Origin of the sequence: Micromonospora sp. WMMB235, from assembly GCF_001855515.1 — a bacterium.
Classification (GTDB): Bacteria; Actinomycetota; Actinomycetes; order Mycobacteriales; family Micromonosporaceae; genus Micromonospora; species Micromonospora aurantiaca.
In genome coordinates, this window is record NZ_MDRX01000001.1 from 6,033,048 (window position 1) to 6,046,196 (window position 13,149).

Annotated in this window: 12 protein-coding genes; 10 read left to right on the plus strand and 2 right to left on the minus strand. The window is 73.5% G+C overall.

The features are described 5' to 3' along the window. Nucleotides 1-17: 17 nt before the first annotated feature. Nucleotides 18-275: a DUF3040 domain-containing protein gene (locus BFV98_RS26980; RefSeq protein ID WP_013287797.1), complete on the minus strand. Its 258-nt coding sequence runs from the start codon at nucleotides 273-275 to the stop codon at nucleotides 18-20. A gap of 450 nt (nucleotides 276-725) precedes the next feature. Between BFV98_RS26980 and BFV98_RS26985 the strand changes: the two genes are divergently transcribed. From BFV98_RS26985 to BFV98_RS27005, 5 genes are all read left to right on the plus strand, one after another. Continuing rightward, nucleotides 726-2,768, plus strand: a complete 2,043-nt coding sequence (locus BFV98_RS26985) for a DUF1800 domain-containing protein (RefSeq protein ID WP_071098204.1) — start codon at nucleotides 726-728, stop codon at nucleotides 2,766-2,768. A gap of 14 nt (nucleotides 2,769-2,782) precedes the next feature. Next, nucleotides 2,783-4,156, plus strand: coding sequence for a DUF1501 domain-containing protein (locus BFV98_RS26990; protein ID WP_236619445.1), 1,374 nt, complete (start codon nucleotides 2,783-2,785; stop codon nucleotides 4,154-4,156). Next, nucleotides 4,153-5,568, plus strand: a complete 1,416-nt coding sequence (locus tag BFV98_RS26995; RefSeq protein ID WP_013287794.1) for a ferric reductase-like transmembrane domain-containing protein — start codon at nucleotides 4,153-4,155, stop codon at nucleotides 5,566-5,568. The genes BFV98_RS26990 and BFV98_RS26995 overlap by 4 nt, the downstream gene beginning before the upstream one ends. A gap of 14 nt (nucleotides 5,569-5,582) precedes the next feature. After that, nucleotides 5,583-6,176, plus strand: coding sequence for an FMN-binding protein (locus tag BFV98_RS27000; RefSeq protein ID WP_071098206.1), 594 nt, complete (start codon nucleotides 5,583-5,585; stop codon nucleotides 6,174-6,176). 80 nt (nucleotides 6,177-6,256) lie between these two features. Then, a complete protein-coding gene (locus BFV98_RS27005) occupies nucleotides 6,257-6,982 on the plus strand; it encodes an FAD:protein FMN transferase (RefSeq protein WP_071099012.1) in 726 nt (241 codons plus the stop codon). 511 nt (nucleotides 6,983-7,493) lie between these two features. Here the strand turns inward: BFV98_RS27005 and BFV98_RS27010 are convergent. After that, nucleotides 7,494-8,165 carry a bifunctional DNA primase/polymerase gene (locus BFV98_RS27010; RefSeq protein WP_071098208.1) on the minus strand — a complete coding sequence of 224 codons (672 nt, stop codon included), beginning with the start codon at nucleotides 8,163-8,165 and terminating at the stop codon, nucleotides 7,494-7,496. A gap of 217 nt (nucleotides 8,166-8,382) precedes the next feature. Between BFV98_RS27010 and BFV98_RS27015 the strand changes: the two genes are divergently transcribed. From BFV98_RS27015 to BFV98_RS27035, 5 genes are all read left to right on the plus strand, one after another. After that, nucleotides 8,383-9,612 carry a helix-turn-helix domain-containing protein gene (locus BFV98_RS27015; protein WP_013287790.1) on the plus strand — a complete coding sequence of 410 codons (1,230 nt, stop codon included), beginning with the start codon at nucleotides 8,383-8,385 and terminating at the stop codon, nucleotides 9,610-9,612. Further along, nucleotides 9,609-10,190 (plus strand): flavoprotein, encoded by a 582-nt coding sequence (locus tag BFV98_RS27020; RefSeq protein WP_013475658.1) that lies wholly within the window; start codon nucleotides 9,609-9,611, stop codon nucleotides 10,188-10,190. The genes BFV98_RS27015 and BFV98_RS27020 overlap by 4 nt, the downstream gene beginning before the upstream one ends. Before the next feature lie 94 nt (nucleotides 10,191-10,284). Continuing rightward, a complete protein-coding gene (locus BFV98_RS27025) occupies nucleotides 10,285-11,157 on the plus strand; it encodes a Nif3-like dinuclear metal center hexameric protein (RefSeq protein WP_013287788.1) in 873 nt (290 codons plus the stop codon). Beyond that, nucleotides 11,147-11,884 carry a zinc ribbon domain-containing protein gene (locus BFV98_RS27030; RefSeq protein ID WP_071098209.1) on the plus strand — a complete coding sequence of 246 codons (738 nt, stop codon included), beginning with the start codon at nucleotides 11,147-11,149 and terminating at the stop codon, nucleotides 11,882-11,884. Before BFV98_RS27025 ends, BFV98_RS27030 begins: the two co-directional genes overlap by 11 nt. A gap of 5 nt (nucleotides 11,885-11,889) precedes the next feature. Beyond that, the gene (locus BFV98_RS27035; protein ID WP_071098211.1) at nucleotides 11,890-13,038 is read left to right on the plus strand and encodes a bifunctional RNase H/acid phosphatase; all 1,149 of its coding nucleotides are present in this window, start codon (nucleotides 11,890-11,892) and stop codon (nucleotides 13,036-13,038) included. Nucleotides 13,039-13,149 lie beyond the last annotated feature (111 nt).

Below are 13,149 nucleotides of genomic sequence, written 5' to 3' on the forward strand. Positions count from 1 at the left end.
GGGGCCCTTCCTTGCACCTAAAGGAGGCGGCGGCGGAAGCGCCACATCACTGCGGCGTTGGCGACGAGCACCACCGCGCAGATCGCCCCGGCGAGCCGTCCGACGAGCACTGTCATCGCCGGCAGCGACGCCCACAGCACGATCGTCAACAGCATCATGTACCGGCCCCGGCGGCCCTTGATCCGGTTGTCCAACCGGGCGAAGAAGCGTGGATCACTCTCCCGCAGATGACGGGTGATCTGTTCGAACCTGCGCTGATCCTCTTGGCTGAGCATGGCGGTGCCCTTCCCCTCACGGCTTCAGCGGTTCGGCGGCATACCCGGATCGGAGGCCGGTCACGCGCCGCCGCTGCTGCTGTTTCGCCGGACCGGACAGGCGGAACGAGGTTCTCAGCGGAGGCTTATCCGTACCTTAATTTTCGGTGAGGCAATGAACGCCCCCGGCGGCGTCGCCGCTGTGCGAAACCTCGCATCCGGGCGGTGCGCGCCCGGGTCGGCCCTGCTCCGGACGCCGCCGCGCCCCCGCCGCCGCGGCGGGCCCTCCCCGGCGGGCCTGAGCACCGTCTTAAGTGCGCTCACGAGCGCGTTCGGCGCGCCTTGAGCGGCCGGGACGGCATGGCTACTTTCCCGTAGGCAACTTCTCCGGCAACCGTCGCCGCCCCTGCGCCACCCCGACCCCCATCGGGTGGCAGGCGTGCCGGCGCTCGAAGAAAACGGGATAGGTACATGGCCGACCTGAACGTGCCACCGCGTCGACCCCGGGACGACCGCGGCTGGGACGGATACCAGCACCCCCATCCGGACGGGTACCGCGACCCGCACGCGCCGCACCCCGGCGCCCACCCCGCCCAGGGCCCGCAGTGGGTCGGGCCGAACGGCTTCGCCCCCGCCGCGCCGGCCCCCGCCGGCTACCCCCAGTCCGGCTACGGCCAGCCCAGCGGCGGGTACGGCCCGCCGCCCGGCGGTGGACTGCCCGACCTGGACGACGACGGCGACGAGGCCCCGAAGCGGGGCCGGCGCCGGGCGCTGGCCACCCTCGGCGGCGCCGTGGTGGTCGCCGGTGGCGCCGCCCTGGCCATGTCCCCGCAGGTGCGCGGCCTGTTCAGTGACGCGCCGGCCGGTGACGCCACCGGTACGGTGACCACCGACGGCAACGCGGCCCGGCCCAGCGGCCAGCAGCCGAGCACGGTACGGACCTACACCGAACAGAACGAGAGCTACATGGGCTCCCGGGCCGGCGAGGCGCTCAAGCGCAACGCGCCGTCCGGTGGCCGGCTCTACGGCAGCCCGGCCGCCGCCGCCGAGGCGACCAAGGTGACTGTGAAGACGGTCCTCGCCAAGGACCCGATCCGGCACCTCGCCACCCGCACCACGTTCGCCGCCACCCCGAAGGTGATGGCCGACATCAAGCGGCTCGGCATCGACGACTGGCTGCGCCAGCAGCTCGAACCGGAGAAGATCGCCCCGACGAAGGCCGAGCTGAAGCTGGCCGAGCTGCAGTCGCTCAAGCTCAGCCCGACGCAGCTGCGCGACCAGCGCGAGCAGCTCAACGAGAAGGGCGTCGACCCGGCCCGGGAGACGGTGGACGCCACCATCGCCCGGCAGATCTGGTCGGACCGGCAGCTCTTCGAGGTGATGGTCGACTTCTGGAACGACTTCCTGCACGTCGCCGCCGACTTCGACGGCGGGGAGAACTACCGCAACGCGTTCGACCGGGACGTCATCCGCAAGCACGCGCTGGGCAGCTACCCGGAGATGCTCGTCGCCGCGAACAAGCACCCGGCGCTGCTGCTCTACCTGAACCAGGTCGACTCGCGCAAGGACGCGGTCAACGAGAACCTGGCCCGGGAGAACCTGGAGCTGTACTCGGTCGGCGTCGACGGCGGCTACACCGAGAAGGACGTCCGCCAGGCCGCGCTGCTCCAGACCGGACGCGGTGTCGCCGACGGCAAGTACAAGTTCTTCGCCGAGCGGCACTACCTCGGCAAGGTGAAGATCCTCGGGTTCAGCCACGCCAACAACTCCGACGACCCGGTGGCCGCCGACAAGGTCATCGACTCGTACATCCGCTACATCGCGATGCACCCGTCGACCGCCCGGTACGTGGCACAGAACCTCGCCACCCGGTTCGTCTCCGACACCCCGCCGAAGTCCGTGGTGGACCGGCTCGCGAAGGCGTACACCACGAACAAGGGGCAGATCCGGCCGGTGCTGGCGACGCTGTTCAGCTCCTCGGAGTTCTGGGCGGCGATCGGCCAGAAGGTACGCCGCCCGATGGAGTACCTGGTCGCCACGTACCGGGTGCTCGGCGTCTCGCCGGACGCGGCCCCCGGCTTCACCGGCGACAACCGGCGCACCCCGTTCGCGCAGGGGCTGCGGCAGATCCAGGACAAGATGCGCGAACTCGGCCAGTACCCGATGGGCAAGCCCACCCCGGACGGCTACGCCGACGTCTACCTGGCCTGGACCTCGGCCGGGACGATGATCGACGGCTGGAACGAGGCCGGTGACCTGATCGGCGGCTGGCGCAAGCAGTTCACTTTCGTCAAGCCGGAGAAGCTGGTCGCGAAGCCGCCGGCCACCGCCGGGGCGTACGTGGACGCGCTGGCCCAGCGGCTGGTGCAGCAGAAGCTCAGCGCCAAGGAGAAGAAGCTCGTGCTCGCCGTGGCCGGTGTGGCCGAGAGCGCCAAGGTCGACGCCACCTTCAACGGGGCCATCGCCGCTGTCGCGCGGACGATCCTCGCGTCCCCCCAGCACCACCTCCGGTGAGGCATTCGATGGAGATGACCGTGAACCCGTACCCCCTGCACCCCGAGTGCCCCGACCTGCGGCGGCTGGCCGACAACCCGGCCGAGGCGCTGCTGCGCGCGGAGGCGGACATCGTCGCGGCCGAGAACGCGGCCGAGACCGACCGGTACCGCCGGCTGGAGGAGATCGAGGAGGCGCAGCAGGACGGCCGGGGCGTCACCCGGCGTACCTTCGTCGCCGGCGCCGCCGCGACCGCGACCGCGCTCGCGACGGCACAGTTCGTCACCACCTCGGCGTCGTTCGCCGCGACCAAGACCGGCACGCTGATCCACGTCTTCCTCTACGGCGGGCTGGACGGGCTGAGCCTTGTCGCACCGGCCGACGACCCGGTGCTCGCCAAGGCGCGCCCCGACCTGCTGCTCGGTGACGACTCGCTGGCGCTGGCCCGTGGCTTCAAGCTGACCAGCGCGTTCGCGCCGCTGGAGAAGTGGCTCAAGGCCGGGCAGCTCGGCTTCGTGCCGGCCGTGTCGGACCCGCGGCTGTCCCGCAGCCACTTCCAGGCCGCCGACGCGTGCAACCTGGGTGGCCTGCCCGGCGAGACCGGCGGCCGGGGCTGGCTGGACAGCCTGGTCGACTCGCTCGGCAAGGGCACCGCGTTCCGCAGCGTCGGCATCGGCAGCACGCTGCCCCGCTCGCTGGTCGGCGTGAACGGCGCGATCTCCCTCAACAGCGTCGGCGACCTGCGGCTCAACGGCGACGACAAGTTCCGGGCGGCCACCGAGAAGGCGATCCGCGGCCTGTTCACCGGCATCAACCACCCGGTCGAGGAGGCGGTGCAGGAGGGGATGGGCGCGCTGGCCACCGCGCAGAAGCTCGCCGCCAAGCCGTACGCCGCCGCCGAGGGCGTCGAGTACCAGGGCGTCGGGAACGCGTTCAAGCAGCTCGCCCAGCTCATCAAGGGCGGCGCGAACGTGCGGGTGGCGACGGTCGGCATGGGCGGCTACGACACCCACGAGAACCAGGGCACCCGCGAGGGCGGCCAGCTCTGGCGGCGGCTCAACGAACTGGCGAACGCGATGGCCGCGTTCTTCACCGACCTGGGCGACCGGTCGGCGGACGTGACCATCATGGTGTCCAGCGAGTTCGGCCGGCGGGTCGGCTCGAACGGCGGCGGCACCGACCACGGGCACGGCGGTGTGGTCACCGTGCTGTCCGGCCGCAAGCTGGCCGGTTCGCTGCTCGGCACCTGGAACGGACTGGACAAGCTGGACAGCGGCGACGTGCCGGAGTACAACAACATGTTCAACGTCTACGGATCGGTCGCGCAGGGACGCTTCGGCCTGACCACCGCCCAGGTGGACAAGGTCTTCCCCCGGCAGAAGTTCACCCCGGTCAAGATCTACGCGTGACGTACCAGGACACCCGCGCCGCCGGCCGCCGTACCGGGCATCCCGCCCCGTACGGCGGCCGTCCGGCTGCCCCCGTACCCCCGGGTCGTCCGCGTCGCGGACCCGGCGGCCGGCGGGCGCTCGCCGCGCTCTTCTGGCTGGGCCTGGTCGCCGCGGTCCTGCCGTGGTGGCTGGACACCCCGGCCGGATCGCTCGCCGACACCGCCGACCTGCTCACCGCCGGTGGCCGGATCACCGGGCTGCTCGCCGGCTACCTGCTGCTGGTCCAGGTGCTGATGATGAGCCGGCTCGGCGTGCTGGAACGCGCGCTCGGCGGCGAGCGGATCTCCCGGCTGCATCGGGACCTCGGCGCGACGCTGCTGGTGGCGGTGCTCGCGCACATGTCGCTGCTGGTGGTCGGCTACTCCCGCCAGGAACGCAAGACGGTGCTCGGCGAGGTCGGCGCGCTGCTGACCGACTACGAGGACATGGTCTCCGCGTTCGTCGCCGCGGGCATCCTGGTCGCTGTCGCGTTCACCGCGGTACGCGCGGTGCGGCGCCGCCTGCCGTACGAGCTGTGGCACCTGCTGCACGCCGCCAGCTACCTCACGCTGCTGCTCGGGTACGCGCACCAGTTCAGCAACGGCGCGCAGCTCTACGAACCCGGTCCGGTGCGTACCGGCTGGATCGCCGCGTACCTGCTGGTGGTGGCCGCGCTGGTGTGGGGCCGGATGCTCGCGCCGCTGGTGTTCAACCTGCGGCACCGGCTGCGCGTCGCCGACGTGGTGGCGGAGAGCCCGGACACCGTCTCGGTCTACCTGACCGGGCAACGGCTCAACCAGATCGACCTGCTCGGCGGCCAGTTCTTCCGCTGGCGCTTCCTCAACCCCGGCTGCTGGTGGCAGTCGCACCCGTTCTCCGTCTCCGCCGCCGCCAACGACAGGTGGCTGCGGATCACCGTCAAGGTCGTCGGCGGGTACACCGCCGAGCTGCGCGACCTCACGCCCGGCACCCGGGTCTGGGCGCAGGGCCCCTCCGGTACGTTCACCGCCGCGCACCGCACCCGGGAACGGGCGCTGCTCATCGCCGGGGGCAGCGGCATCGCGCCGCTGCGGGCGATGCTGGAGGAGCTGCCGCCCGGCGCGGCGCTGATCTACCGGGCGCGTACCCCCGCCGACGTGCTGCTGCACCAGGAGCTGGACTGGCTCGCGCAGGCCCGGCAGACCTCCGTCTGGTACGTCGTCGGCCGCCGCGACGACCCCGGCCCCCGCCAGGTGATGAACCCCGAGGGCCTGCGCCGGCTCGTGCCCGACCTGACCCGCCGCGACGTCTACCTGTGCGGCCCCGGCGGTCTGGTCGACGAGGCAGTCGCCGCGCTGCGTGCGGCAGGCGTGCCCCGCCGCCAGATCCACCTGACCGCGTTCGAGCTGTAGGAGAGGCACCGCCCATGCGTCGCGCGCTGCTCGCGATCACCGGACTGGCCGCCGGCACCACCGCACTGGTGGTGCTCAAGGGCGCGCCGGGCGCCGGGCAGGCCGGAGCGGACGTACCGGCCGCGCTGGCCCCGGTCGCCCCCGGCGGCTCCGCCGCGCCCGAGCCGCCCTCGCCCACCGGCTCCGCGCCCGGCGTCACCCCGTCGCCGCGCGCCTCGTCGAAGCCGACCCCGAAGCCGTCCGCCGACCGCAGCGCGGCCAGCCGCGGTGGCACCCGCACGCGCACCACACCGGCCGCGCCCCGGACCACCACCAGCGCGCCCAAGGCCACCATCCGCACGGTGACCGGGCCGTCGGTCACCTACGAGTACGGCTCGCTCCAGGTCCGGATCACGCTCAGCGGAAGCCGGATCGTCGACGCCACGGCGATCGGGCTGCCGCTGGGCGGGCAGTCCGGGCAGCGCAGCGACGACGTGCAGGCCCGCTACAGCGGCACCTCCGGCGAGGTCGTGGCCCGGCAGAGCGCCAACCTGAGCACCGTGTCCGGAGCCACCTACACCAGCACCGCGTACAAGCAGTCGTTGCAGGCCGCGCTGGACAAGGCGTGACCGTGCCGGCTCATGCCGGTGCCGGTGCCGTCGGTCCCGGTCCGTCCGCCCGGCGCGGCCTTCGCCGGGTCGAACACATCATGGGTACGGCGATCAGCCTCGACCTGGCCGACGACCTGCCCCCGGAGACCCTGCACGAACTGGCCGAAGACACGTTCGGCTGGCTGCGCGAGGTGGACGCGCGGTTCAGCACGTACCGCGACGACAGCGAGGTGTGCCGGATCGACCGGGGCGACCTGCGGGTCGCCGACGCCTCCGCCGACCTGCGGGCCGTGCTGGCCGCCTGCGCCGACCTGTGGACCGTCACCGACGGGTTCTTCGACGCGTACGCGACCGGTCGTCTCGACCCGTCCGGCTACGTGAAGGGCTGGGCGGCGCAGGTCGCCTCGGACCGGCTGGTGGCCGCGGGCGCGCCGAACCACTGCGTGAACGCGGGCGGCGACGTGCGCGTACGCGGCCGCGACGCGGCCGGTGAGCCGTGGCGGATCGGGGTGCGGCATCCGTGGGACGCGGGGGCGACCTGTCTGGTGCTGACCGGCACCGACATGGCGGTCGCCACCTCGGGCGTGTACGAGCGCGGCCACCACGTGGTCGACCCGCGCCGGGGCGTACCGGCGACGGGTTTGCGCTCGGTGACTGTGGTGGGGCCGGATCTGGGCGTGGCCGACGCGTATGCGACAGCGGCGGTGGCGATGGGCGCATCGGGCCTGGCCTGGCTGGACCGCCTAGCGTCCCCGTGGCAGCACGCCGTGGTCACGGACGAGGCACACCAACACCACTCCCGAACCCTCCCCACCCTGCCCTGACCGCCGCCTCCCGCCCCCGCCGGTGCGTTTGCGTGCTGCCCTTCCCTCCGCCTGCCCTTGGTGCGGTGATCAAGGAGTTTGTGTCCTCCAGAACGTGCTGGGCGGACGCAAACTCCTTGATCAACCGGCGGTGGGCTGGTGGGGGAGGAAGGGAGAGGGGGAAGGGAAGGGTGCAGGCGGGGTCAGCGGAGGGGGCGGTGGAGGATGGCGGGGCGGGAGCCGGTGGGGCGAGGACGGCCGGGGCGGACGCCCAGCGGTCGGGTGAAGGCCCACGGGTGCAGGCGGCGGCGGGGCCGCGCCGGCTCGGTACCGCCGGTGTGGCGGGCAGCGTCGTCCCTGGACATGGTCAAACCCCCGCTCTGGCGCGGACGCGCCCTCGCCAGGAACAACGAGCCCGGTGCCGGGGAGGTCGCTGTCGGCCACCCGTCCGGGTCACCGGACCCGCTGTGACCAGGGAGAACGCTCGGCGTCGGAGCACGCGTTGCGGAAGCACCGGCCGGGTGCTGGGAGGTCAGCGGCCGCGGCGGGGCAGCGGGAGATGACCGGGGAACAGGTCGGCGCCGAGCGTCACCCCGGCCGCCCGTAACGCGGCGATCAGCGCGTTCTGCACCAGGTACGAGTCGGGTAGCTGCCACCGGGCCTGCTCGGGCGCGACCACCCAGCGCACCGTCCCCTCGGGCAGCCGGGTCGGTGGCGCGGGGATCCACGAGCCGGGTCCGTGGCGTACCACGTGGAAGCAGTGCTCCAGCTCGGGCCGCAGCGGGTCGCCGGGGCGTACCAGGAACATCCAGCGGCCGGTCGGGGTGACCAGCGCAGGGCCGCGTACGCCGAAGCCGGCGGGGTGGGTGGCGACCGCTTCCAGGACCTGCCGGCCCAGGTGGGCGGCGACCTCCAGGACGTCGAAGGCGCGGCCGGTGGGCAGCAGGATGCCGTGCGGGCGGCTGCGCCACCAGGTGGCCACCCGGGCCGGGTCGGCGCTGGCGGCGTGTTCCCAGTCCTCCAGCGCCGGGTGGCAGCCCACTGTGGGACAGCCGGCCCGCCCGCAGACGAAGCGGCTGTTCGCCAGGCAGGCGCCGGGGGTGACCGGCCAGCCGTGCAGCGCGTACCGCACCGCGACGCGGCGCAGCCGGACCCGCTCCAGCGGCGAGAGGTGAGCGACGCGCGGTCGGACGTTCCTCCACATGTCTGTCGTCCCCTCTGGTCCCGCCGAACCGTCCACAAGCCACACGTCGAAAGCCGTCACTGCCGTAACCCACGCTCGTTGAGGTGACTAACGGTCGGTGCAACTTGCACGAAAACTACGAGAACTGGCTGGACGGTGGACGCACAACCTGTGCGATCGGCGCGAGCCTGAGGGACGTGGGGGGACCGGCCGGCGCCGTGAGGGGGAGGGAGCGGGAATGGACGAACTGCCCATAGGCCGGCGGGTGGCGTACTGGCGGAGCCGCCGCAAGATGTCCCAGCAGGTCTTCGCCGACCGGCTCGGCAAGTCCAAGAGCTGGGTGGACAAGGTGGAGCGCGGCGTCCGCCGGCTGGACAAGTTCTCCGTGCTCTACGAGATCGCCGACATCCTCCAGATCGACGTGCAGTTGCTGCACGGCAAGGACCCGGAACGGCGTACCGACGCGCTCAACTGCATCGACCAGGTCGAGGTGGAGGAGATCCGCACCGCCCTGGAGCGGTACGACTCGATGAGCGCCTACTTCGACGCGGCGCCCTACCCCCCGCCGCTGGCCGACATGCGCAAGGCGGTGAACCACGCCTGGCTCACCTACCAGTACGGCCGCTACGGCATGCTCACCCGCGCGCTGCCCAAGCTGCTGCGCGACGCCCAGGCGGCAGACGCCGGCTACGCCGCCGGCGACCAGGTACGCGAGGCCGCCCACCTGCTCGGGCAGGTCTACCAGATCGCCTCCTCGGTGCTGCGCAAGCTCGGCGAGTGCGACCTCGCCTGGCTCGCCGCCGACCGGTCGATGGCGGTGGCCCAGCGCGCCGACGACCCGCTGCTGGCCGGCATCGCCACCACGCGCGTCTGCAACGCGCTCGTCGCGATGGGCCGCCCCCGCCCGGCGCTGGAGCTGAACGTCCGCATCGCGGGGCGGCTCGCGCCCGGCGGCGACAACGACGTCCGGCCGGAACGGCTCTCGGTGTACGGGATGCTGCTGCTCCAGGGCGCGATGGCCGCCGCCCGGATCGGTGACTCGGCGACAGTGGACGACCTGCTCGCCGGCGCGGGTGAGGCGGCCACCATGCTCGGCGGCGACCACAACCACTACTGGACCTCCTTCGGCCCGACCAACCTGGAGCTGCACCGCGCGGCGGCGGCGGTCGAGCTGGGCGACGGCGGCCGGGCGGTGGAGACCCACATGCGGCTGTCCGAGCCGGCGTTCAACGCGCTGCTGCCGGAGCGGCGCGCGCACCACCTGCTCGACCTGGCCCGCGGCTACTCCCAGATCGGTGACGTCGCCAACGCCGGGGACATGCTGCTGCGCGGTGACCGGCTCGCGCCCTCCGAGATCCGGTGCCGGCCGATAGCGCACGAATTGATGTCCGAGATTCTCCGTCGCACACGTGGTGCGCCGCCTCCGCCGATCGCGGAGTTGGCTGAGCACATGGGAGTCGGAGTATGAGCGGTCCGAAGACCGCCAACGGGCACCGGCGGGTGCTCTACGTCATCGCCTGCGGTTCGCCGCTGGCCCGTCACGTCGGCCGGCTGGTCGACCTCGCCCAGCGGGAGGACTGGACGGTCTGCGTGGTCACCACGCCGGACGGCGCGAAGTTCGTCGACCGGACGGAGCTGGCCCGGCAGACCGGCCACCCGGTCCGTACGCACTACAAGAACCCGGGTGACCCGGACGTGCTGCCCCCCGCCGACGCCATGCTGGTGTGCCCGGCCACCGTCAACACGATCAACAAGTGGGCGGTCGGCATCACGGACACCCTGGCGCTGGGCCTGCTGATCGAGGCGCAGGGGATGGGGGTGCCGATCGCTGCCGTCCCGTACACGAACGAGGCGATGGCCGCGCACCCGGCGTTCCGGGCCAGCCTGGACCGGCTCGTGCAGTGGGGCGTCCGGATGGTCTTCGGCGACCACGTCGTACGCCTGCACCCGCCCGGCACGGGGGACCGGCGCGCGGACGCCTTCCCCTGGGACGCCGGCCTGGCCGCCCTGCGCGGCGCGGCCCGGCCGGTCGCCCCGGTCGGCTGAGAGGCGCGGTGGGCACGGCCCCCGGCAGACGCCGGGGGCCGCGCCCGGCGACGGTCGGCGTGTACCGGCCCGGACGCCGGTAAGCTGGCCGCCCGTGAGCACAACCGGATCGCCGCACACCGTCGCCGACGTGGTGGCCGCCCTGGACCGCCGTTACCCGCCCGCGTGGGCCGAGGAGTGGGACCGGGTCGGCCTGGTGCTGGGCGAGCCCGACCACCCGGTACGCCGGGTCGCCTGCGTGGTGGACGTGGTCCCGGAGACCGTGGACGAGGCGCTCGACGCCGGCGCGGACATGATCGTCGCGCACCACCCGCTGCTGCTGCGTGGCGTCTCCTCGGTGGCCGCCACCACGTACAAGGGCCGGATCGTGCACCGGTTGATCAAGGCGGACGTCGCGCTGCACGTGGCGCACACCAACGCCGACGTGGCCGACCCGGGGGTCTCCGACGCGCTCGCCGCCCGGTTCGGGCTCACCGGGCTGCGTCCGCTGCACCCGCCCCGCCCCGGCTCGCCCGCCGCCGGGCCCGGCCGGGGCATCGGCCGCATCGGCGAGCTGCCCACCCCGATGACGCTCGCCGAGCTGACCCGGCTGGCCGCCGCCGTGCTCCCGGTCACCGCCTGGGGAGTTCGCGCCGCCGGGGATCCCGGGCGTATGGTTCGTACCCTCGCCGTCAGCGGCGGCTCGGGGGACGGCTTCCTCGCCGAGGCGACCGCGGCCGGGGTGGACGCGTTCCTCACCGCGGACCTGCGCCACCACCCGGCCGGGGAACACCTCGCCGCCGGTGGCCCGGCGCTGCTGGACGCTGCCCACTGGGCGACGGAGCGACCCTGGCTGGACGACCTGGCCGCCTACCTGGCCGCCGAGCTGGACGTCGAGACCGTGGTGTCCGACCTGGACACCGACCCGTGGACCGTGCACGCCGCCGCGCCCCGGCCGGACGACAAGGAGCCCCGACGTGAAGGCTGACCCGAAGGTGCAGCGCCGCCTGCTCGACCTCCAGGCGATCGACACCGCGCTGGCCCAGCTCGCGCACCGCCGCCGCACCCTGCCGGAGCGCGCCGAGCTGGAGGCCCTCGCGCGTGAGCTGTCCGCGCTGGAGGACGAGCGGGTCCGCGCCCAGGTGGCAGTCGACGACCTGGACCGGGACATCGCCCGGATCGAGAAGGACGTCGACCAGGTGCGCGCGCGCAAGAGCAAGGACGAGGCCCGGCTGGCCTCGGGCAGCGGCCCGGCCCGCGAGCTGGAGGCGATCCAGCACGAGCTGGTCTCGCTGAACCGCCGGCAGAGCGACCTGGAGGACGCCGAGCTGGAGCTGATGGAGCAGCGGGAGACCGCGCAGGGTGTGCTCGACGGCATCGAGAGCCGGCTCGCCGAGGCCCGTGAGCGCCGCGCCGCGACCGAGCAGCGCCGCGACGAGACCCTGGCGGAGATCGCCAAGGAGGAGGAGTTCAAGCGCACCTCCCGCCAGCCGCTCGCCGGTGACCTCCCGTCGGACCTGGTCGGTCTCTACGACAAGATCCGCGAGGACACCGGCATGGGCGCCGCGCTGCTCACCGGTGGCCGCTGCGGCGGCTGCCGGCTGGAGATGTCCGGCGCCGACCTGGCCCGTATCCGCAAGGCCGACCCGGACGACGTGGTCCGCTGCGAGGAGTGCCGGCGGATCATGGTCCGGACCAACGAGTCGGGACTGTAGCCGTCGTGGCGGCGCGCGCGGTCGTGATCGAGGCCGACGGCGGCTCCCGGGGCAATCCCGGCCCGGCCGGCTACGGCGCCGTGGTCCGCGACCCGGAGACCGGTGAGGTGCTGGCCGAACGGTCCGAGGCGATCGGTACGGCGACGAACAACGTGGCCGAGTACCGGGGCCTGATCGCCGGGCTGGAGGCCGCCGCCGAGCTGGGCGCGGCCGAGGTCGAGGCGCGGATGGACTCCAAGCTGGTGGTCGAGCAGATGTGCGGCCGCTGGCAGATCAAGCACCCCGGGCTGCGTCCGCTCGCCGCCCAGGCGGCCGGGCTGGTCAGCCGGTTCGCCGCCGTACGGTTCACCTGGGTGCCCCGGGAGCGCAACCGGCACGCCGACGCGCTCGCCAACGCGGCGATGGACGCCGCCGCGTCCGGCGCCGCACCGGCAGCGGCGGCGGCCGAGGCGCGGGAGGCGACTGTCGTGCGCGCCACCGGCACCGACCCGGCCACCACGCCCGCCTCCTGGGAGCCGCGCCCGACCGAGGAGGCCACCCGGCTGATCCTGGTGCGGCACGGGGAGACCGAGCGCACCGTGCAGAAGCGCTACTCCGGCCGGGGCGACGTGCCGCTCACCGGGCGCGGCCGGGCCCAGGCCCGGGCCACCGCCGCCCGGGTGGCCGCGCTGGCGCCGTCCGTCGCCGCAGTGGTCAGTTCCCCGCTGTCGAGGTGTACGGCCACCGCCGAGGCGGTCGCCGCGCAGGTCGGCAACCCGCCGGTACGCACCGACGACGACCTGATCGAGTGCGACTTCGGCGTCTGGGAGGGGCACACGTTCGCCGAGGTACGCGAGGGCTGGGCGGCCGAGCTGGACGCCTGGCTCGCCTCCACCCGGGTCGCGCCGCCGCGGGGCGAGTCGTTCGTGACAGTCGCCGAGCGGACCGGGCGGGCGGTCGACCGGCTGCGGTCGGCGTACCCGGGGGAGACGGTCGTGGTGGTCTCCCACGTCTCGCCGATCAAGCTGGTGCTGCGCGACGCGCTCGCCGCCGGCGACGCGTTCCTGCACCGGCTCTACCTGGACACGGCCGGCATCTCGGTGCTGGACCTGTACCCGGACGGCGGCGTCGCGGTCCGCTCGGTCAACGACACCTCGCACCTCGCGGACGCCTGACGGCCGCTCGGCGCATGCCGGCGGCCGTTCGGCGCATCGACATCACCCGATCGGACGTGACCCCCGTCACAGGGTCGTAGCCTCCGGCCGTCACATGGCCCGCTACGAATG